This is a genomic window from Bradyrhizobium arachidis (assembly GCF_015291705.1).
In the GTDB taxonomy this organism is placed as follows: Bacteria; Pseudomonadota; Alphaproteobacteria; order Rhizobiales; family Xanthobacteraceae; genus Bradyrhizobium; species Bradyrhizobium arachidis.
In genome coordinates this window covers 2,612,411-2,633,192 of sequence record NZ_CP030050.1, presented here as the reverse complement: position 1 = coordinate 2,633,192, position 20,782 = coordinate 2,612,411, and the positions used below count along the sequence as shown (strand labels likewise).

General features: G+C 62.0%; 22 protein-coding genes and 1 pseudogene. 7 read left to right on the top strand and 16 right to left on the bottom strand.

Annotated elements, in window-relative coordinates:
- Nucleotides 1-17 precede the first annotated feature (17 nt).
- Together WN72_RS12130 and WN72_RS12125 are read right to left on the bottom strand one after the other, a co-directional pair.
- The gene (locus tag WN72_RS12130; protein ID WP_092217869.1) at nt 18-1,124 is read right to left on the bottom strand and encodes an efflux RND transporter periplasmic adaptor subunit; all 1,107 of its coding nucleotides are present in this window, start codon (nt 1,122-1,124) and stop codon (nt 18-20) included.
- A gap of 13 nt (nt 1,125-1,137) precedes the next feature.
- Nucleotides 1,138-2,217: a calcium:cation antiporter gene (locus WN72_RS12125; RefSeq protein WP_092217868.1), complete on the bottom strand. Its 1,080-nt coding sequence runs from the start codon at nt 2,215-2,217 to the stop codon at nt 1,138-1,140.
- A 172-nt stretch (nt 2,218-2,389) separates the two neighbouring features.
- Between WN72_RS12125 and WN72_RS12120 the strand changes: the two genes are divergently transcribed.
- Entirely contained in the window at nt 2,390-3,454 is a 1,065-nt protein-coding gene (locus tag WN72_RS12120; protein WP_194482925.1) for an IS110 family RNA-guided transposase, read from the top strand.
- Nucleotides 3,455-4,137: 683 nt separating this feature from the next.
- Here WN72_RS12120 and WN72_RS12115 read toward each other — a convergent pair.
- From WN72_RS12115 to WN72_RS12080, 8 genes and pseudogenes are all read right to left on the bottom strand, one after another.
- Nucleotides 4,138-5,436, bottom strand: a complete 1,299-nt coding sequence (locus WN72_RS12115) for a glycosyltransferase (RefSeq protein ID WP_092218103.1) — start codon at nt 5,434-5,436, stop codon at nt 4,138-4,140.
- Nucleotides 5,437-5,684: 248 nt separating this feature from the next.
- A pseudogene (locus tag WN72_RS12110) lies at nt 5,685-7,759 on the bottom strand (PQQ-dependent dehydrogenase, methanol/ethanol family).
- A gap of 547 nt (nt 7,760-8,306) precedes the next feature.
- Nucleotides 8,307-9,005 (bottom strand): hypothetical protein, encoded by a 699-nt coding sequence (locus tag WN72_RS12105; RefSeq protein ID WP_051378033.1) that lies wholly within the window; start codon nt 9,003-9,005, stop codon nt 8,307-8,309.
- Nucleotides 9,006-9,026: 21 nt separating this feature from the next.
- Complete coding sequence (locus WN72_RS12100) at nt 9,027-9,518, bottom strand: hypothetical protein (RefSeq protein ID WP_027564357.1); 492 nt, start codon at nt 9,516-9,518, stop codon at nt 9,027-9,029.
- 188 nt (nt 9,519-9,706) lie between these two features.
- A complete protein-coding gene (locus WN72_RS12095; RefSeq protein ID WP_027564356.1) occupies nt 9,707-9,949 on the bottom strand; it encodes a hypothetical protein in 243 nt (80 codons plus the stop codon).
- A gap of 207 nt (nt 9,950-10,156) precedes the next feature.
- Entirely contained in the window at nt 10,157-10,798 is a 642-nt protein-coding gene (locus WN72_RS12090) for a glutathione S-transferase family protein (protein WP_092218104.1), read from the bottom strand.
- Nucleotides 10,799-10,873: 75 nt separating this feature from the next.
- Nucleotides 10,874-11,347: a cupin domain-containing protein gene (locus WN72_RS12085; RefSeq protein ID WP_092218105.1), complete on the bottom strand. Its 474-nt coding sequence runs from the start codon at nt 11,345-11,347 to the stop codon at nt 10,874-10,876.
- 270 nt (nt 11,348-11,617) lie between these two features.
- Nucleotides 11,618-12,691: a TauD/TfdA family dioxygenase gene (locus WN72_RS12080; protein WP_092218106.1), complete on the bottom strand. Its 1,074-nt coding sequence runs from the start codon at nt 12,689-12,691 to the stop codon at nt 11,618-11,620.
- Nucleotides 12,692-13,007: 316 nt separating this feature from the next.
- Here WN72_RS12080 and WN72_RS12075 point away from each other — a divergent pair, with 316 nt between their 5' ends.
- The 4 genes from WN72_RS12075 to WN72_RS12060 all read left to right on the top strand — a co-directional run bounded on the left by WN72_RS12075 (nt 13,008) and on the right by WN72_RS12060 (nt 14,361).
- Nucleotides 13,008-13,223 (top strand): dodecin family protein, encoded by a 216-nt coding sequence (locus tag WN72_RS12075; protein ID WP_027564352.1) that lies wholly within the window; start codon nt 13,008-13,010, stop codon nt 13,221-13,223.
- A 156-nt stretch (nt 13,224-13,379) separates the two neighbouring features.
- A complete protein-coding gene (locus WN72_RS12070) occupies nt 13,380-13,691 on the top strand; it encodes a hypothetical protein (protein WP_027564351.1) in 312 nt (103 codons plus the stop codon).
- 130 nt (nt 13,692-13,821) lie between these two features.
- Nucleotides 13,822-13,998 carry a hypothetical protein gene (locus WN72_RS12065; protein WP_167336525.1) on the top strand — a complete coding sequence of 59 codons (177 nt, stop codon included), beginning with the start codon at nt 13,822-13,824 and terminating at the stop codon, nt 13,996-13,998.
- A gap of 30 nt (nt 13,999-14,028) precedes the next feature.
- On the top strand, nt 14,029-14,361 hold the full coding sequence (locus tag WN72_RS12060; RefSeq protein ID WP_347341968.1) for a GcrA family cell cycle regulator: 333 nt from the start codon (nt 14,029-14,031) through the stop codon (nt 14,359-14,361).
- A 49-nt stretch (nt 14,362-14,410) separates the two neighbouring features.
- Here WN72_RS12060 and WN72_RS12055 read toward each other — a convergent pair whose 3' ends face one another.
- Nucleotides 14,411-14,980, bottom strand: a complete 570-nt coding sequence (locus WN72_RS12055; protein ID WP_027564349.1) for a pyridoxamine 5'-phosphate oxidase family protein — start codon at nt 14,978-14,980, stop codon at nt 14,411-14,413.
- A gap of 99 nt (nt 14,981-15,079) precedes the next feature.
- Between WN72_RS12055 and WN72_RS12050 the strand changes: the two genes are divergently transcribed.
- Both WN72_RS12050 and WN72_RS12045 read left to right on the top strand, forming a co-directional pair.
- Nucleotides 15,080-15,883, top strand: a complete 804-nt coding sequence (locus tag WN72_RS12050) for a helix-turn-helix transcriptional regulator (protein ID WP_167381031.1) — start codon at nt 15,080-15,082, stop codon at nt 15,881-15,883.
- 195 nt (nt 15,884-16,078) lie between these two features.
- A complete protein-coding gene (locus tag WN72_RS12045; RefSeq protein ID WP_092218108.1) occupies nt 16,079-16,933 on the top strand; it encodes an alpha/beta fold hydrolase in 855 nt (284 codons plus the stop codon).
- A 92-nt stretch (nt 16,934-17,025) separates the two neighbouring features.
- On the opposite strand, the gene WN72_RS12040 is transcribed toward WN72_RS12045, so the two are convergent.
- The 5 genes from WN72_RS12040 to WN72_RS12020 are packed head-to-tail and all read right to left on the bottom strand — an operon-like array spanning nt 17,026 to nt 20,599.
- A complete protein-coding gene (locus WN72_RS12040) occupies nt 17,026-17,796 on the bottom strand; it encodes a sulfite exporter TauE/SafE family protein (protein ID WP_092218109.1) in 771 nt (256 codons plus the stop codon).
- Nucleotides 17,793-19,049 carry a CCA tRNA nucleotidyltransferase gene (locus WN72_RS12035; protein WP_092218110.1) on the bottom strand — a complete coding sequence of 419 codons (1,257 nt, stop codon included), beginning with the start codon at nt 19,047-19,049 and terminating at the stop codon, nt 17,793-17,795. The genes WN72_RS12040 and WN72_RS12035 overlap by 4 nt, the downstream gene beginning before the upstream one ends.
- 10 nt (nt 19,050-19,059) lie before the next feature.
- Nucleotides 19,060-19,323, bottom strand: a complete 264-nt coding sequence (locus WN72_RS12030; RefSeq protein ID WP_027564344.1) for a DUF6111 family protein — start codon at nt 19,321-19,323, stop codon at nt 19,060-19,062.
- Nucleotides 19,320-19,991, bottom strand: a complete 672-nt coding sequence (locus tag WN72_RS12025; protein ID WP_092218111.1) for a CoA pyrophosphatase — start codon at nt 19,989-19,991, stop codon at nt 19,320-19,322. Before WN72_RS12025 ends, WN72_RS12030 begins: the two co-directional genes overlap by 4 nt.
- Nucleotides 19,988-20,599, bottom strand: coding sequence for a DUF1285 domain-containing protein (locus tag WN72_RS12020; RefSeq protein ID WP_092218112.1), 612 nt, complete (start codon nt 20,597-20,599; stop codon nt 19,988-19,990). Before WN72_RS12020 ends, WN72_RS12025 begins: the two co-directional genes overlap by 4 nt.
- Nucleotides 20,600-20,782 lie beyond the last annotated feature (183 nt).

Here is a 20,782-nt window from a genome sequence, read left to right as displayed (position 1 = left end):
GAGGAAGTTCACGTTGCTTACTCCTGCACGGGAAGAAGCTTCACTTTTTGCCCGTCAAACAGATAGGAGACGCCGGCAGACGCAACGATGTCTCCCTCGCTCAGACCTTCGGTGACGATCAGGCGATTGTCGCGAACGCCTCCGACGACGACCTTGCGCTTGTGCACCGTGGAGCTCTGGCCGTCATAGACAAACACCGTCGCAGGTCCCTTGAGTTCCTTGCCGCCCTCCGGCGCCAGCACGCTGATAGGCACCAGAAAGCCGCTTGGCCCACCGCTCAAGGGATCCTCGATCGTGACTTCGACCGACATTCCGGCATTCAATCCGGTAACGTTGTTGTCGAGCCGGACGACGGCTGGAAAGGCCGACACCTGCTCCGCTTTGGATCCGAGCTCTCTGATCTCCCCGGTCACGGAAACGTCGGGCAGGTCCGCGACCTTGACGCCGACATGCTGACCGACTTTCAGATTCTGAAAGGTCGGTGCCGGCACCAGGAGGGACATCTCGAAGCGGTCATCGCTGTACAGAGTGAGGATCGGCTGTCCGGCCGCAACCTGCGCGAATGACTTCGTGTCCACGCGCGCGACCGTGCCCGAGAACGGTGCGAGAAGCTTGCTGCGGTCGAGATTGTGACTCGCGAGATCAAGCTGCCGCTTCGCTTGGTCCACCTGCGCCCGGGAGGTCAGCAGCGCCGCTCGCGATTGGTCGAATATGGCCTGGGTCGTAACCCCTTTTTTGAGCAGGTCCTCCTTGCGCTGGAAATCCGCCTCTGCGTTGTCGAGCTGTGCCTGCGCCTGCTGCACGCCGGCGCCCGCCTGCTCGACCTGCGTCTGCAGTGAGCGGGGATCGATCTCAGCCAACACATCGCCCAAAGACACCTTCTGGCCGACGATGAGGGTAACCGCTCTCAGTTGGCCAGCGATCTCGAACGACAGGCTGCTGACGTCCGCCGGCTGCAGGACGGTGGGAAAGCGGCGAACACGGCTCCCGGCTGTCGTCGAGACCTTGTAGGCGCGAAGTCCGCGCAAGGGCTGGTCGGTGGCGGCCTGCTGCTTCTCGCTACAGCCCTGCAAACCAAAGACGACGAAAGCGCAGATGACGAGTCGAGAAGACGGTCGACGCATGGCTCTGCTCCGTTCATGGCGCGACAGCAAAGAACATGAACGCGGCGAAAATCATCAAATGGACGATGCCTTGAAGCACCGTGGTTCTGCCGGTGCCGAACGTAATCACGCTGATGAACAAAGTTATGGCCAGCAGGGATTGATCTTTGGAATCCAAACCGAGCTGCAGGCGCTGTCCGAGCACAATCGAGACCGCGGCAACGGCCGGAATGGTCAGGCCGATCGTCGCCAGGGCCGATCCCAGGGCAAGGTTGAGGCTTGTTTGCAACCGATTCATTTGCGCGGCTCTCAATGCCGCCAGGGCCTCGGGCAGCAACACAAGCGCTGCAATGACGACCCCGACGACGGCCTTCGGCACATCGAGGCGAGTGATGGTCAATTCAACCGTGGGGGTGAGAGCCTTCGCGAGCCCGACGATGCCGACCAGAGAGACCATCAGGAGGCCCGCGCTGAGCAGCGTCGTCTGCACAGACGGCGGATGCTCATGTATCTCCTCATCGTCGGTCTTGACCGGAAGAAAAAAGTCGCGATGCCGCACTGTCTGAACGAAAACGAAAGCGCCGTACAACACCAACGACACGAAGCCCGCGAAAACCAGTTGCGGCGTCGTATAGGCCGGCCCGAGTTCCGCTGCCGCATAGTTGGGAAGGATCAGGGCAAGAAAGGTGAGGGCCGCCAGCACGACGAGCGCCGCGCTTGCCCCCTGGATCTGAAATCCCTGCTCGCGATGCCGGGCGCCCCCCATGAGCAGGGACAGGCCGACAATGCCATTGCACACAATCATCACCGCAGCGAAGACCGTATCGCGTGCCAAACCTGCCTTTTCAGCCGGAGCCGCGATCATCACCGAAACGATCAGCGCGGTCTCAATTGTCGTGACGGCCAGAGCCAGGACCAGAGTCCCGAACGGCTCGCCGACACGGTGAGCGATCACCTCCGCATGGTACACGGCCGCGAACACGGCACCGAACAGCGCAATGCCTGCGAGCGCGGAGACCAATCCGCCGGCACCGAGTACGAGCGCGAGTAGAAGTACGAGCCATGAGGCGACCGGCCACGCCCACGTCCACCAGCTAGTCCGTGCCGCACTCATCCGCACCCTCGTGCCCAGCTTTGCCCGCCGAGGATAATGCTGAACGATATCGTTGGAACCGCTTGATCTAAGTCAATGCAGCGCGGAAGTCCGCTAATGGGATGGTCCGGCCGTGCTCCGGCCCTGCCAGCACGAGAAGCTGGCAAGGGGCGCTCAAGACAAGGAGCACGCCATGTCTCAGAAACTCAACGCGGCGATCGCCGTGATCGGCATCGACATCGGCAAAAACTCGTTCCACATCGTGGGTCAGGATCACCGCGGTGCCATCGTGCTGCGGCAGAAGTGGTCGCGCGGCCAGGTGGAAACGCGGCTCGCCAACCTGCCGCCGTGCTTGATCGGTATGGAGGCCTGCGTAGGCGCCCATCATCTCAGCCGCAAACTCCAAGTACTTGGCCACGACGCCCGCCTGATGCCAGCGAAATACGTGCGCCCGTATTCGAAGGGACAGAAGAATGACTTCCGAGATGCGGAAGCCATCGCCGAGGCTGTCCAACGCCCGACCATGAAGTTCGTCGCGACCAAGACCGCCGATCAGCTCGACCTTCAGGCACTGCACCGCGTCCGCGATCGATTGGTCGGTCAGCGTACCGGCGCGATCAATCAGATCCGTGCGTTCCTGCTGGAACGGGGCATCGCCGTGCGGCAAGGCCCGCATTCCCTGCGGTTCGAGTTGCCAGGTATCTTGGCAACACGCACTGATGTGCTCTCGCCTCGCATGTTGCCCATCATCGAGGGTCTGGCGGAAGACTGGCGCCGGCTGGATGAGCGTATCGAGGGTCTATCTGGCGAGATCGAAACACTAGCCCGTCAAGATAGGGCCTGCCAGCGACTGATGACGGTGCCTGGCATTGGCCCAATCATCTCGAGCGCAATGGTGGCTGCGATCGGCACCGGAGACGTGTTCTCGAAAGGCCGCGACTTCGGCGCCTGGCTTGGACTTGTTCCGAAGCAGATATCGACCGGCGACCGCACGATCCTCGGCAGTATATCAAGGCGCGGTAATCGCTACCTGCGCGCGCTGTTCGTGCAAGCCGCGTGGGTTGTTCTGGTAAAGGTCAAGTGCTGGGAGCGCTATGGCCTCAACTCTTGGATCGAAGCCGCCAAGAAGCGATTGCACCACAACGTGCTGGCGATTGCGCTCGCCAACAAGCTCGCCCGGATCGCCTGGGCGGTCCTCAACAAGGGACGCGCCTTCGCGTGCGTCAAGATGGAGGAGACGGTGTCCCGACCTGCTTGATCCTCGCGCCGTGCGCGGGGCCGTCAAGGCGCAGCCTGGCAGCAGGAGAGCAAGACGTCAGGACAGCACGACGGCCGGCTTTGACGGCCCCTTGCGCGCGGCGCGTCTGCGCGCGCAGGCCGGGACGAAGGAACGGCCGCCAGGCACGAACGAAGGAACAGCGCGAAGTGAGGAGCTATCGATGACGTAACAACCCTTACCCGCCGAGGTCTGCGAGAGGATGAGACGACGATGGAGAATCGGTCTTCCCGGCACATGTGAACCCTGGTGACCCAAATGGCCCGGTCGAGGCCTGTCCGCTAACCAGATCACATGCGCGCTGATATCCATGATGGCCCGGAGCACTGCGCTCCAAACAGAGGCCGGATACATTGATGCAAGACCGCATCTACCGGATCGTCGAAATCTTCTTGCACCCCACGGCCGGACCATACATTTGGGTCATGAACCGCCGATGACGGCCATACGAGGCGACTCCCGGCTTGCGCTCAGAAGCCGACGTCAACGAGCACGAGGCTCAATCCGCGATCCGGATGCAAACGCCAATCGGGCCGGGGCCGGATCGCAGACCCGCTAGGCTGCTGTTGCCCACAAATTCATGGCTTTCCGACACGGATCGCAATCTTGTCTGTCAGCTTGGCGGAGCAATGGTGTCGGGTACAAAATCCGTCGGCACCGAACCGTCAGGCAGATTTGCGAAGCGGCAGCCTGTTCGGTTGCCGTCTCGCCGCACGGCCAGTGGCGGCGATCGCCTCCATCTCCTCGACCAGGCTGGACCGATCGATATCGGCCTTCATGGCCTCGCCGAGGAGACCGGCTGCCATCCTGAATCGCGGCTCTGCAATCAATCGGTTCACCGCCGCGGCAATGTCAACTTCGGAGGCGGTTGGCGGCAATTGAAGCCCTGCCCCCTTCGCCTCGATGCGCGCGGCGTTAGCGGCCTGGTCCCGCCCCATCGGCAGAATGAGCTGCGGCAGTCCGTTGATGAGTGAGCGCGTGGTCGTTCCGTGGCCGCCTTGCGATATCACCACGGACACATCCTTCATCACCAGGTCGTGAGGAGCGCCCCGGACCAGATGCACGTTCTTCGGAGCCCTGAGATCGGCGACGTCCAGATTGGGACCGGCCGTTGCTAGGGCATCGACCTCGACCGCTTCCATCGCGTCGAGAATGCGCTGAAACATGTCGCGCTGACCTTGCGCGCCGGTGCTGCATGCGATCAGCGCGCGAGGACGACCCGACCGGGCCGACCATGGCGCTCGCCACGCCTCCGTCTCCAGAGACTTGGACCAGTTCGGGACATCGAGCAGCGGTCCGACATAGCGGAGATTGTCGGGCAGCGTGTCGGCCTGGAAGTCGAACGCCCGGCTGGTCGCAAGCAACAGCCGGCTGGCGCGATCGAACAGGTCGAAGACATCTCTCAGCGGAAATAGACCGAGATCGGCGCGTGCGCGATTGAGATCGAGCAGAAAGGCATTGATCGTTTCGGCCTGCCTGACATTGGCCGCGTCGACCTCGGCGCGCTGTTCCGGCGTCTTCGGTTGGGTCAATCCGCTGGTGGCCGGCGGCACTCCCGGCAGGGGCCGAAGGCTGACATGAGGCGACAGCAGAGCGAACGGCAGGCCGGATGCCTCCGCCCCCAGCGCGCCGCCAAACAGCACGTCAAGCACGAGAACGGCATCCGTCGGTACGCGGCCGATCTCATCGCGAAGATCGGCCGCATAGAGCACGGCCGGATCGAAGATGGCCCGGCGGAAAAAGTCGTTTATGTCCGAGACATCGACCGGATCCGCAGCCGTTCCGGTCGGAGCGCGGCGCCATGTGACGAATGCAAAGCCGGAGGCCTCGACTTCAGAGCGCATCGCCGGATCCGCCATCACCCGGATGCGGTGTCCATTCTGGCGCAACCGCCGCGCCGCAGTCAGCATCGGGCTCAAATTTCCGAGCGTTCCCCACGACGCCAGCAGAAAATCATACGACATTCGAAAGCCCTTCCGTCACGCTGGTGAATTGACTTGCGATCCATCCTGGGCGCAGGCGTCCGGACGGATGCTTGGCCGCACTGGCCACACCAAGAATGAAGCACCACGCGCTACTGAAGGATGTCTCTTCAGGCCGGGATGGTTACAGCTGTAAGGGGAGGACGACCGCTTGTCGGCGCAAAGCGGACATTTGCGTTGATGGCCGCAGGCGGACATTCGCATGTCTGCCTGCCGCACCTGTTGGCTCATCACCTGATCTTCGGCCTGATGGCGTCGACCGTTCCCTGGATGAAGGCCTGGAGCTTGACGACGTCCCCTTCCGTCAGCTTGCCGCTGAAATCCGGCATGCCCTGATCGCGGAATGGCCCGTGGAAGAGGATGTTCCTCAGATTGGTGATCTCATCAGCGCCGACATAACCGAGATTGATGATGTTGCCGCCGCGGCCGACACCGGGCACGCCGTGGCAGGCGACGCAGGCCGCCTCGACATAGATCTCTCCACCTTTCTTGATATCGTTCGGATCGTACGTCACGCCCTGGAGCAGACCTTCGGTCTGATATTTGACGAACGCCGGCAGCTTCGCCGTGCCGCCGAGCGCGTATGTGTAGATCGTTCCCGGGTTCTGGTACTCGGTCACGCGATGCGTAAGGCCGTAGGAGCCGCCCCAGCCGACCGCAATCGAGATGTATTGTTTGTCGTCGACCATGTAGGTTGCAGCGGCCGCCACCGCACCGGTCCCGGTCGGGATTTCCCACAGCTTGGAGCCGTTTGCTGCGTCATAAGCGACGAAGCGGCCATCCGCCGTGCCCTGGAAAACCAGATTGCCAGCGGTGGTCAGCGTGCCGCCATTCCACGGCGACACGTGCTCGACGCGCCAGACTTCCTTCTGATTCACGGGATCCCAGGCGAGCAGACGTCCGAATGGGGTTGAGTTCGGCGGGTTGAAAACGAAGCCGATATTGCCGCCCAATATGCCGCCGAGCTTGCCCGGCGCGGCGGCATTCTGCACGAATGACTTTTCCGGCGTCAGATTGACCGGGATGTGCTGCGCCGGAAGGTAGACGAGGCCGGTCAGCGGATTGAACGACATCGGCTGCCAGTTGTGAGCTCCGTCCGGTCCCGGAATGGACTCGTATCGATCTGCGTCGCGCGCAGCCGGCAGCTCAATAGGCCGCCCGTTGGAATCGTATCCGGTCGCCCAATTCACATCGACGAAGTTCTTCGCCGAGATGAACTTGCCATTGGTGCGATCGATGACGAAGAAGAAGCCGTTCTTCGGCGCGTGCAGGATCACCTTGCGCGGCACGCCGTCGATCTTGATGTCGGCCAGGATCATCGGCTGGGTCGATGTATAGTCCCAATTGTCGCCGGGCGTTTCCTGGTAGTGCCAGATATACTGCCCCGTGTCGGCGTTGAGCGCGACGATGGAGGCGAGATAAAGATTGTCGCCACCCGACGGACTGCGAAGCTTGCGATTCCAGGGACCGCCGTTTCCCGTGCCGACGTAAACCATGTTCAGATCGGGATCGAATGTGATCGTGTCCCACGGCGTGCCACCGCCTCCGTTGACCCAATATTTGCCTGAGGGATCCCAGGTCTTCGCCGCGGCTTCCATCGAAGCGTCCTCGAACGGCTTCGATGGATCCCCGGGCACGGTGAACCAGCGCCAGAGTTGATTGCCCGTCTCGCTGTCGTACGCCGTGACATATCCGCGCGCACCGTATTCGGCACCACTCTGGCCGATCACGACCTTGCCGTTGAAGACGCGAGGCGCGCCGGTGACCGTGTAGGAATGCTTGTGATCGATCAGCGTGTCCTTTTCCCAGAGCTTGGCCCCGGTCGCGGCATCGAGCGCGATCAAGCGTCCGTCATAGGCGGCAACGAAGACCTTGCCCTTGTAAAGCGCGAGCCCGCGGCTGACAGTGTCGCAGCAACCCCGATAGCCCTTGGACCGGTCGACGCCCGGATCGAACGACCAGATCTTTGTCCCGGTCCGTGCATCGATGGCATGGACCACGTTCCAGGGGGCCGGCTGATACATGATGCCGTCGACGACGAGAGGAGTTGCCTCGATCCCGCGCGAAGATTCGAGGTTGTAACTCCAGACGAGCCCGAGCTCCCTGACGTTGTCGGTGTTGATCTGATTGAGCTTGCTGAACGCGTTTCCGCATAGTCGAGGCCGACGGTCGGCCAATCCCAGGATGTTTTCGTATTGGCTTTGATAAAGTCGCCGTCGACTCTCGAAGTTTCCGCCTTGATGCGGTCCGGCGTCGCGCTAGTCGCGGTCTGCGCCAATGCACTGGAAGGCAGGGAAAGACCCAAAAGAGCAAAAAAGACGCTGAGCTCACGGAAGGCAATCTGAATCCTGAACCGGTCGCCCGACGTTTTTTCAGGCCATTGGCACTCTGCGTTGGATCGTTCCATGCCTCACCTCCCGTGCACGTCGAGACCACGGTGCGCGCGCATGCACGCGCCCGCTTCCGTTGATATGAAGCGACGAGCCTGGCTCGACGGTGCTACTGAAGCATTTCAGTCCCGACATGCCCGGTTGCAGTTGTAAGAAAGCGTCCTACGCCGGACAGAGGCGAGCGATACCTACAAGCGAGCCCATGGCGGCAGCACGTTTCAGGTCGCCGAGCTCAAGCGATCAAAGCGATTGCGCCAAAGCATGATCCGGAAAAGTGCGAAGCGGTTTTGCCTTGGTCAACCGTGACGACGGGGGCCTAATAGCCGGTGGAAAGCGGCAGCCTCTGTGCGATAGCACGAGCCGGATGAAATGGAGAGGTCCAGATCTGGGATGATCCGTGAGCGGCTTGGCGTGAAATCCTGGGCGGACTCTGTGATTTCATCCTCGCCTTCGCCAAGCATGTCACTTGCCACCGGCAAGAATATTGATCGCGCTGCCGGCTATCGCGGTCAACGAGACAACTGAGATCGCCGCCTGCAGGAGCATCAGCAACTTGGCGCGGCGCGTCAGTGGCAGCACGTCGGTTGGACTGAACGCGAAGCTGGTCGTGAACGCGACGAACAGATAATCAGCATAGAGTGGGGACCACGATTCATAATGTGGCAAGCTGCTCCCCCGCTGCGGAAACAGAAAATCCCATGGCTCACCGGCCCGTGTGACCTCCTCGACTCCCGGGGGATCAATAATCCAATACCAGATTGAAAAAATCAAAATGTTCGACACCGCCATTAGCCCGACGTCGAGCAGAAGCGTGCGGACCGCCGGCGAGCCGGAACCGAACAGGGTGGCAATAAGGCCGCTCGTCTGGCCCAGCAGTCCCAACGTGAACCATGCGTTGACAAGAATGATTAACTGGAAAAGCGCACGTTTGAGTTTGAAGAGCCACAATATGCTCAGCGCTGTAACGAGGCCAAATCGCAAGACAATCAGGCCCTTTCCGAACAACGACACATCACTCGGCAGAAGGCCCCGCAAAGCGCCCAGCGTCATCGTGTAGGAGATGGCGCCCTGCGCAAGAGAGGTGGCAAACAAGATCAGCACAACCATCGTGAGGCTAGTGCCGCGATTGCGCAAGAAAGACTTCATTGCTGGCGCGAACATGGGGCTTGATCTGCCGGTTGATCATGGCGGCTTTCCTGGTTGCCTTGCAATGGCTGCGATCAACTGCATGACATCATCGACAGACTCTTGCACGCCATGAACTTTCCCACTCGCAAAACCGAGTTCAGCATTTGTGCCGGGAATTTGACTGTCAAACCTAACGGTGGTTACTTGTGATACGTTGACGTAGATCAGCAGACCGCTAGGTTCAGTCAATTTGATCCAAGACATTTCGCCACGTTGTCCGACTGTGACTAACCGCATGACTTCGTCGACGTTCTCCTGCACGCCCTGAATTTTCCCGCTGGCCAAACCGAGTTCGGCGTTAGCACCGGAAACTTGAGTGTCAGATCTGATGTAGGTTATCTGCGCTACGTTGATATGAACCGGCTTCCCATTAGGTTCGGTCAATTTGAGGGAGCCCAGCCGGGAGATGTTTGCCTGCTGCGCGCGGGCCGAGCGCGACCACGCCGCCGCGCCGCTGATCAACCCGAGAAATTGCCGTCGCCGCATCCCTCGCCTCGCGATCAGAGTGCGATAGTGTAGCTGGCCAGAACCGGCGCTTGGAAGACGTCGGCATCGGTTGAATGAGGTATATTTGGAGATACCGACTTGGTGTCCGGGTAGGGTCACAAGCCGCCGACGACGGTTTGGGCTTGCGAGCCGAAATTATCAGTACGAGGTTCGATCTACGGTCCTGGCTAGACGGGGTAGCGCCACCGCAGAACGCGACGGACGACAACCAGAGCCAGGACATTTGCTGGAAGGCCAAACCAGAGCATCATCGGGACCGACAACGCGATGCAAGCGTGGATCAGGTAGATGAGCTGGCCGATCAGGCCGGCAAGGAGCCCAACTCTGATCCAGCCCAGCCACGTTCGCGGCATCCAATCGTCGGACTCGCCGATCAGATATTCAGAAAACCATCCTGACAGAAATTCCATTGCTCTGCCCTAAAGCATGATCCGGAAAAGTGCGAAGCGGTTTTCCGAACAGATCATGCTCAAACGACAACCTAAAGCGCGATGACGATTCATCCCAATCTCATCGCGCTTTAGCACACGATTCGTTCGCTCGCGCTTGAGGACTCGCATCAATATTGATCCAGGCCTTCTCGTCAGCGCGGAGCCACACCCGGATTGAAGCGAGCGCTACAATCCCGGTGATCTCGCCGCCCAGGCCTTGGTGGCCTGGCAGCTTTCCATCGCTCGGGCGTAGGCAGGCCGTGCCGTCGTGCGGGCGAGATAGTCCTGCTCGGTCGAACCGGGGACGTAGTTACCGGTGCGCAGGCCGAGCAGGAGGGCGTAGCTCACCGAGATATCGGCAGCAGTGAATCGGTCGCCGGCGAGATAGGGGCAATCCGCGAGGCGGCGGATAACCAATCCCAGCCGGCTCTCGAAGGTCTCGAATGCCCAGCGGGTCACCCGGGCATTTCGCTCGGCTTCGGGCGCCAGTTGGCGACCGACAAGGACGGTGTTCATCGGCCCGGCGAGCCCGGCCTCGCCCAAGTGGAGAAATTGCAGATAGGACGCGAAGGCGGGATCGTCCGGGGCGACGGCGAGCGAAGCTGAGCCGTATCGGGCGAGCAGGTACTCGAGAATTGCGATCGATTCGACCATGATCGTCTCGCCGTCCTGCAGTGCGGGAATGAAGCCGGCGGGGTTGATCGCGAGGAAATCGCGATCAACCTCGGCTGCCAGCAGATCGACCGGGCGCAGCCGATAAGCCAATCCCAATTCCTCGAGCAGCCAAACAACACGGAAGCCACGACCTTCGCCATAGACGGTGAGCATAGTTGAGCGTTCCTGGATTTGGGCTAGATATGGCCGGCAGCGAACATTCAGGCCGAGGCGTGCGCCACCACTCACCTACTTCTTCGCTTGTTCAATCCTGACGGTGCTGCTCGGACCGATACTCGTCGCCTGAAGAACGACCTCGCCGTCCTTTGCCATCGCGTAATGGGAGATTTTCGCCGGTTCAATCAAGAACGAGCCGGGTGGGTATGCCTTGAATTTGCTTTCATCCCACTCATCGCCGTTCGCGTAATAGAAGGTGCCGGACAGAACGACGGCGGTTCGCGTCTCACCGTGCCAATGCGGCATGATCTTGAAGCCAGCCGGGATTCTCACCCGCTCCGAAAGCATGCCCGCCTTTTTCGGGTCGCCATACAGGACAGCGATCCCCACCGCTCCGGCGGGGCCCTCGAAATGAATGTCCTGGGGAAGCGTTGCGACAACCGCATCCTGGGCAAGAACCGGCGTCGATCCGCCCAGCGCGAGAGACGCCGCAGCCGCAAGGCTAATCAATGAAGGTGCCAGCCTTGTGGAAATCGCGAGCGTCATGTCTCGATCCTTTCTGGGTCGGCGGTTGCCGGAAGGCTAAGCTACACCACGGGCCTGACGCAGAAATATGGCAAGCCTGATCCTGCAAGCGCGCGGCCAAAGCCGCACTCGTGCAGGTGGAAGAAGACCCGGACGAGGAAGAGGACGACGATTAGTCGGCACGGATGAGATCGCATCCTGCCTGGATTGGAGCCCCATGCTCCGCCGCGCCTGATGTCCGCTCTGTGCCAACAGCAGCACAATAGCGGACATCGCCGGACGCCTCGATCGTCAATCCAACGGAACGTTCAGGCTGGTGCCTTTGGTGATAATGCCGCCACGGTTGCCGATCTCGATCGAACCATAGCGCTGCTTGAAGCAATCGGGCAGTGGGCGGTCTCCTTCCATGCTGAGCCAAAGGCGCAACAGATGACGCCTCTGGCTTGCATCGGGCCAATCGCGGAATCCGGTCCGATCGTGCAACAAGGCATGATTGTAGACAAACTGCATGTCACCCGGCTGAAGCCGCATGCCAAAATGCAGCGTGGGGTCATTTGCGAGCGCGTCGAACAGATCGAGAGCCTCGACGTGAGCTGGCGTCAGTCTTGGCGCACCGGGAAAGCGCTGCGCACTATCGATGTACTGGCGCTGATAGAAGCCGGTCAGGAACCCCGCATGCCAGTTCAGCACCGGGATTTCGAGATATGGCTTTTCGTTCTCAGGCACCTCGCCGCGCCGGTCCGTCGCGATGAGATCGAACAAGAGGGCGGCAAGGTCGGGACGCCTGTCGAACATCTCGTTGTAGATGGTCGACGTACTGACAAGGAGAGAATCTCCTCCCTCCATCGCCTCGCGAATGCATAACAGGCCAACCACGTCGGACGAATCCGTGTGGAATGTTTGTCGTTCCGACGTTTGATAGATGCGGGTATTCGGATCCCTCGCATCGGCGCCGATGTCACGGACGTGACCGAGAATATGACCCGCTGCATTCTGGGACCGCGCCGATCCGAGATGCGCGCCCACCCCGCAAAAGATCGTCGCGGCAAACTCCTGGCTGTATCTTGCCACAGGCAAGCCGCGGATGACTTCGAAACCCAGGCCAGCCAGCAGCGTTGTCTTGAGCTCTTCCAGGTGCGCACCGAGGCGGGGAAGCGGAAAGCTTTCCTTGGTGATGTCGGCGATTTTCGTGGTCCGGCCAAGATAGGATTCCGCCGCGCTCTCAAGCTCCGCGATCTCGCTGGCCCCAAGCGATATCAGCCATCGATCAGGATGGGCCTTCATGTCGGCGCCAAGCCAGGCCGATGGGATATCGATCTTCCCGGGCGGGCGATTGATCCCGCTGGGCACTGAGACCACATTCATATCGTTGGCTCCTGGCAAGATTGGCTGTCAGAACAGGCGTCGGACCATCGACATCGACGGTATTGCGCCGACCGCTTGCTTGCAACTTGGCCAGGCACTCTCGTAGAGGCACGACATTTCTAGAGGCACGACATTTTGTCGGCGATTGAACTGGATCGTCCTGCGATCCGGGTCGGATTGAAAAGTGACAGCCAATCGGACGTTTTTCAGTCTACCCGCCGTGAGATGGCGCTGGTCCGGCCGCGGCTACGGGTGCGGTATCGGCCTCGTGAGCCTGATGCTAGATTTCCCGGGTCACACCGGACAGGAGGACGACATGCCCGATAGCGTCTACAAAGTCATAGAACTGGTCGGTACCAGCAGCGACTCGTGGGAGAAGGCGGCCGCCAATGCGGTCGAGCAAGCTGCAAAATCGCTCCGAGACCTTCGCGTCGCAGAGGTCATCAAGCTCGATATGCAACTGGATGAGAAGGGAAAAGTTGAGGCCTATCGCGCCAAGCTCAACGTATCGTTCAAATTCGAGGGCTCCTGAGCCTCGGCATCCTCGCCCCGCTTTGCGGGGCGAGGATGGCTCATCGGAACAAGGCGCTGCGGTCCGCCGAACAGGGCAGTGTAAGCCATCTCGGAAGTAGGCCCTAGTCTGATCGGGACCGATATGTTTTGATGCGTGGGGGCGTGTGGTGACCTCATGTACATGGTCATTCGCAAGTACACCAAGGTTCGTTCGGTAGCGGACGCTGCCCGCCGCGCCAAGAGCGGCGTCGGCGAGATCCTGAGGCAATCGCCCGGGTTCAGATCTTACCATGTGCTGGATGCCGGCGACGGCGTTGGTATCGCCGTGATGATATTTGAGGACCGCGAAAGCGCCAACGCAGCGAACGCCAAGATATTGGCGTTCGTTCAAGCAAGTCTACCTGACCTCGATCTCGGAGTTCCCGAGATCTTCGCCGGTGAGGTTTTGGTGAACATGGAGCCTGACGGGCCTTCAGGCATAAGGTAGCCACGTCACCGTTGCGTGGCGGATGCCGCCCGGACCCCCGTCGCGCTTGCGGCGACCGCGCCTCCGAGCATCTGCATGTCGTCAACCAGGAACGTGCGACTGCGCTTTCCTTTCGAGGAGCAGCAACAACATGAAGCAACACACCTCCGAAGCACTTTTCACCCCAGCGAACGGCTGGACACCGCTCGTGCTTATGGGCACGGCGATGCCGCCAAGAGATCCCGACGAAGACGATGAGGACGAAGACGACGAAGAGGAAGATGACGCTGACGAACCGGCGGTCGTGCGCGAGCCGGACGAAGACTAGACTAGCGCGTGCTCGCCGATCGGCTTTATAATGTCTCCCATGGGCTGGGACGCGAAAGACATAGCGCTCCTCAAGAGGCTCTGGTCCGCAGGACAGAGCGCGGCGGAGATTGCGCGCCGTCTCGGGTGCAGTCGTAACGCGGTCTGCGGCATGTTGACCCGTCAGGGCCTGAAGCGCGGCCGCAAGCCGCCTACAGCAAGGCCCAAGATAAGGCCGCCCCCGAAGCTGATGTCATCGGCAGCCTGCACCAATCGGGTCGCACAGAAGGTGTCGCGGAAGACAGCCGACAGGCGGCAGCCGAAGGAATTCAGCAAGCAGCAGCTCTATGCCATTCTGGCTGAGGCGGTCAAAAACACTGGCTAGGAGCTGGCCGCGACCGTGGTCGCGCTCCCGCGGAATGCAACCTTGCCTGTCAGCTCGGCGGAACCATGCTGTCAGGTACAAAGTCGGTCGGCAGGCCGTCGATGCTCTTCATGTTCTTCAGACGCCAGTATTTTCGCAGATTGTCGACACCCTGCGCCATCCAGTAGCGGACGAGGCTGCCGCGCTCCTGCTTGTAGTCGAACAGCGGCACGCCCATGCCGCACGAGGTCTGCACGAGGTCGACCGCAAGACGCACGATCTGGCGGGCGCCCGCAACTTCCTCGAACTGCGGAACGAGATCGGCATATTCCGGCGTGCCGCGCATCAGCGATCGGCCCTGGCCATAGAGTCGCAGGATCATCGGAGGACCATCGAAGGCGCAAAACATGATGGTCAGCCGCTTGTCATGCGAAGCCATCAGATGCGCGCGGGTCTCGCTGCCGCTGCCGGTGCAATCGAGATAGGCGACGTCGGTCTCCCCGAGCACGCGGAATGATGACAGGCCCTTGGGCGAGACGTTGATGCGTCCTTGCGGCGGGGCGCTGGCGACGAAGAAGATTTTCTGCCGCTCGATGAAAGCCCTGTGCTCCGGCTCGATCCCAGCGAATTGCTTGCCCATGCCCGGCCATCCTTTGCTCAGCGAAGACGTCGAGACAAAGAGCTAGCACGTCATATGTACCGGTTTAAGGATACATCTTATCCTGGTATAAAGACCACCATGACAGGACAAGACCCGATCGCTCCGGCGCTCTCGCTCAGCGCGTTCCTGCGGGCGCTCCGGGAGCGCCAGTCTCCGGCAGAATTCGGTCTCGCCGCCGGGCCGCGACGACGCACGCCGGGCCTGCGGCGCGAGGAGGTCGCGCAGCTCTGCGGATTGAGCGCCACCTGGTACACCTGGATCGAGCAGGGGCGCGATGTGTCGGTCTCCGCCGCGACACTTGCGCGCCTCGCACGCGGATTGCGCCTGTCGCGCGCCGAGCGCAGCTATTTGTTCGAAGTTGCCGGCAAGCGCGATCCCGAGCGGCCGGACAGCAGGGACGATCCGCCCGAGGCGGTGCTGGCCTGCGTCGATGCGATCGATGGTCCCGCCTACATCCTCGATCGCAGCTGGGGCGCGCGGCGCTGGAATGCGAAAGCGTCCCGCCTGTTCGCAGGATGGCTCGATGCCGACGGCGAGAAAAACCTGCTGCGCTACATCTTCCTCAGGCCCGAGGCACGAACGCTCATCCGCGACTGGCCCTCACGCGCACATCGCGTCGTCGCAGAATTCCGTGCAGCAGCGACGGGCTACTCCGACGATCCGGATATCCGCCGGCTCGTCGACGAGCTGAGAATTGCAAGCTCCGATTTCGCGCGCTGCTGGGAGACGCAGGGGGTTCTGGCGCGCGAAGGCGGCGAACGTGCGTTCGATCATCCGGCCATGGGAGTGCTGCACTATCAGCAGGTGTCGCTGTCGCTCGCGGGCTGGCCGGATTATCGGCTGACGATGCTGCTGGCTGCACCGGCGCTGCGCGAGCGGTGATTTGGGCCGGCCAAACCCGCCGATCGAGGAAATTAGAATGAAACGGTCGCCCAAGATCCACTTGCGGACATAGCCGGGCATCCGCTGATGTGACTTTTGGGCCAGAAGTGGACACTATGGCCTGCCTGTCTCCTTGGAACGTTATCGCTTCAGCTCGGTTTTGCCCGCGTGACATCCGTTCCAGGTCGAAGCCTCATGAAAACTGTCGATCAGCTTGACGAACATTGGCGGCTGCAAAATCGTTTCGATTTTCGGGGACACTCGATTGCTTGGGATTGCATCGGAAATGGTCCGCCCGCCGTCCTCTTACATGGTACTCCATTTTCGTCGGTCGAATGGCGGCGGATTGCTCCTCTGCTTGCACAGGAACGCCGCGTATACTACTTCGACATGCTGGGATACGGTCGATCCGATATGCCGAACGCTGACGTGTCGAGAGGCATTCAAAACCGTCTCTTCGCAGCCCTCTATGAACATTGGGGCATCGGTACTCCGGATATCGTCGCACACGACTTCGGAGGATCCACTGCTTTGCGGGGGCATCTGCTCGACGGGCTTGAATACAGATCGCTTACTCTAATAGACCCTGTAGCAATCAGCCCTCAAGGATCAGCGCTTGTTCAATCAGCCAAGCAACACGAGGACGTCTTCTCTAATCTGCCGGCCTATGTCCATGAAGCTATCTTGCACGCTTACATCGACGGCGCGGTTGCCAAGGCCCTGCGTACTTCCGACATGTCGTTGTATTTGCGCCCGTGGCTTGGTGATGAGGGTCAAAAGGCATTCTGGCGGCAGATTGCGCAAATGGACGACAAGTATACGCAGGAGATCGAGTGGCGTTACAGAGAGATGCGCTGTCCCGTTACGCTTATTTGGGGAGAAGAAGACGAGTGGTGCCCGCTGTCGGACGGAGAGGAGCTGTCGCGCCGGCTCTCGGCTCCGTTGATGATCGTTTCCGGAGCGAAGCACCTTGTTCAAGAAGACGCCCCAAAAGCAGTCATCGCCGGCGTGACGCGATTTTGGCGTGCCGACGTCCGCTGTGGGTCATAAACCGCCGATGACGGCCAAGCTGGGCCACCTTCGACTTGCGCTCGGAAGCCGACGTCTGTGCACACACGCCCCTGACGAGCTTCGATCCGCCTCTACGCGACGAGCTGCCTCCCCGCCGCCGAGATCATCACCAGCCCGCCGGTGATCACCGCGACATCGAGGATCGCGGCGTGGATGTGCACCGGCATGCGCTCGACGAAGGCCTTTGCCAGGAACGCGCCGGGGATCGCGATGCCGCCGATCAAAAGCGCGAAGGCGAGTACCTGCGCGGTCACCGCACCGGCGAGGCCGAACACGGCGATCTTGATGAGGCCGGTGCCGAGCGAGATCATCGCGTCGGTCGCGATCACGGCGGCGCCTTCGAGGCCGGCGGCCATCAGGAGCGAGAGCAGGATCACGCTGGAGCCCGAGGTGCCACCGACCAGCACGCCGTAGCCGACCGAGCCCGCGGCAAGGCCGGTATCGCCGATCCTGACCTCGCGACGCCGTAGCATGCGGCGCAGCGGCACGCTCAGCATCAGCATGGCGCCGATCACGATCGCAGCGCCCGCATTGGTCAGGCGCGTATAGCCATAGGCGCCGAGCGCGGTCGTGAGCGCGGCGCAGGCGAGCACGATCAGCGCGCGGCGGCGGTCGGCATAGCGGACATAGGCAAGGGCGCGGCTCGCATTGGTCAGCATCGCGGAGATCGCGATGATCGGCACCACCGGCTCGGCGCCGACCAGCGGCACCAGCACCAAGGGCATCAGCGCGCCGGTGCCGTAGCCGGCAAGACCACCGATGATCGAGGCAAACAACGCCATCATCGCGACCAGCAAAAGCTGAAGGATCGAGATGTCGGCGAAGCCTGAGACGATGGTCAATTTTTCTGATCGCGCGTGATGCGTGCCGCAGCTTGATCGGCGATGGAAGCGAGTGCGGCTTCCTCTAGTGGAAAATCCGCCGCAAGCCAAGCGTCCTCGGCCAGCGTCAACACATGTCCAAGCGCGGGACCTTCGGCGAGACCACGCGCGATGAAATCGGCTGCCTTCAGCGGAAATTTCGGCGCGGTCCAGCGCTGCGGCAGCTCGGCGAGCGCACGCCAGCGCGACGAGCCGGTATCGCCGCCGTCCCGCGCCCAGGCCAACAGCACGCGATCGTGATAGCGCTCCGCGCCGAGCCGGTAGAGCAGCCGCCGCGCATGGGCCTCGTCCTTGGCGGCGAAGCGCCACCAGCGATGGCCCATCGAGTCCAGCGCCTTGGCCTCGGCATTGGAGAGCCGCAGGCGCGTCGCGACGCGCTTGGCGTCTTCCGTCACGGCGACCGTCAGCGCGGCGAGGCGCCGCGTAGTGCTTGCGGCGAGGCCGAGCTCGCGCTCGAGCGCAATCATCGCCGCCAGCGGGCCGGTATAGGCAACGCCGCCGGTCAGCGCCTGCAACAGGCCGCCATCGGTCATCGCCAGCGCGGCGGCGGATGCGCCTGATGCCACCAGCAGCTTCAGCATCTCCATGCGCACTCGCTCGGCCGACAGGCTGGCCAGCCCTGCGCGGCCGCGGATGCAGGCGAGATAGCCGTCGCGGTCGGGCTCGCCGGCGCCGAAGGCGGCATGGATGCGGAAGAAGCGCAGGATGCGCAAATAGTCCTCGGCGATGCGCTGGTCGGGATCGCCGATGAAGCGCACGCGGCGCGCCTTGGCATCGGCGATGCCGCCGACATGGTCGTAGACGACGCCTCTCGCATCGACCGACAGGCCGTTCATGGTGAAGTCGCGCCGCTCGGCGTCCTTCACCCAGTCGCGGCCGAACGCGACCCTGGCCTTGCGGCCGAAGGTCTCGGTGTCCTCGCGCAGCGTCGTGACCTCGTAAGGATGCCCGTCGATGACGAGAGTGACGGTGCCGTGGTCGACGCCGGTCGGCACGCTCTTGATGCCGGCCGCCTTGGCGCGACGGATCACCTCGTCCGGGAGCGCCGTGGTCGCGATGTCGATGTCACCGGGCACGAGGCCGAGCAGCGCGTTGCGCACGGCGCCGCCGACCACGCGCGCCTCCTCGCCATCGGCATTGAGCAACTTCAGGACGCGTGCGGTGCCACCGGAGGTCAGCCAGGGCGCTTGCGCAAGTAACGGCTCCGCGGTCATCGGCCCGCCCCTATCGTTCCACGCCCGGCACGAGCCTGCCGTTCTCGATATGGGCGGGCGTGTAGGTCGAATCCGGCGCCGCGCCGGAGAAATGCGCAAGCCCGACCAGGCCTGCGATCACCAGCACCAGTGCCGCCAGGACGAGGCGCGCGACGACCGTGACCGGCCAGGACGATTGCACGAACAGGCCGGAGCGGGTGGCGGCCAGGAACAGCGCATAGACGGCAAAGGGGATGAGGAAGATTCCGATCTCGGTCAGAACCGTCCGGATCATGATGAATAGATCCGCTCATACAGCACACGCAGCATTCCGGCCGTCGCACCCCAGATGTAGCGCTCCGCGAACGGCATCGCGTAGTAGAACCGCTCCATGCCGCGGAATTCCTTGCTGTGCACCTGGTGGTTCGCCGGGTTCATCAGGAAGGATAGCGGCACCTCAAAGGCGTCATCAACCTCGGAATGGTTGATGGTGAGCTCGAAGCCCGGCCGGACCCTCGCGACCGTCGGCAGGATGCGGAAGCCGAAGGCGGTGCCGTAGAGATCGAGGTAGCCGATCGGCTCGACGAAGTCCCTGGACAGCCCGACCTCCTCCTCGGCCTCGCGCAGCGCCGCATCGAGCGGCGAGGAATCGGTCGCGTCGATCTTGCCGCCGGGAAAGGCGATCTGCCCGGCATGGTCGTTGAGATGGGCCGAGCGCTGCGTCAGCAGGATGGTCGGCTCGGGACGGTCCACCACCGCGATCAGGACCGCTGCGGGGCGCACCGGCTGCTCACGCGCGACGATCTCCAGCATCTTGTCGGTGCCGGGATCGCCGGAGGCGGGAATGATATTGGGATCATAGAGGCCGGGCGGCACGTCGAAGCCGAGCCTTGCCCGCGAGCGGGCAAAGAAATCCGCCGCGCCGATCGCGACGGGCTCACCTCTGGGGATAGGCTTGTTCAAAGCGCGGCCCTCACCTGCTCCGCGTCGGCCATGGCGAAGAACTCGCCGGCCGACTCGACGCCGAACATCGGCTGGCCATCGACCATCCGCTCCTCGCCCATGTCAACCAGATCGTAGTAGAGCGCGCGGGTCACCTTGGCCCAGAGGTCGGCGCGGACATGCAAATACGGCGTCAGCCCGCCGTCCGCGGCCTGCTCGAAGCGCAGCCGGTGCGCGGCATCGCACGTCACCCAGTCGTCGACATTGGTGCGGAAGCGCAGCACGCGATGGTTGTCCTCGCCGCTCTTCAGCATTTCGACCGCCATGAACGGCGCGTCGTCGACGCGGATGCCAACCTTCTCAACCGGCGTGACCAGGAAATGCTTGTCGCCCTCGCGCTTGAGGATGGTCGAGAACAGGCGCACCAGCGCGTGACGACCGATTGGCGTCCCCATGTAGAACCAAGTACCATCGGAAGCGATTCGGATATCGAGATCGCCGCAAAACGGCGGATTCCACAGATGCACCGGAGGCAGGCCCTTTTTGGCGCCTTCGGCACTGGCAGCACTTTTGGCGGCGGCAGTCAGCCCCTCAAGACCGCGATCGGCGCTCTGCCCTTGGTTCGCCATGGTTTGCCCTGACTTTGTCATTTGGCACGAATTTCGTTTGGCACGATTGGTGCAGGTCTACGTTGTAGTGCGGCGCTCGGTTCCACCCCGGATTAGTCCGGTGCGGAGGTCGCCACTTCGTGATGCCGTACATAACCCGAAGCCGATAAGGTGGGGATAGGTTAATTCAACGAATACATGGCC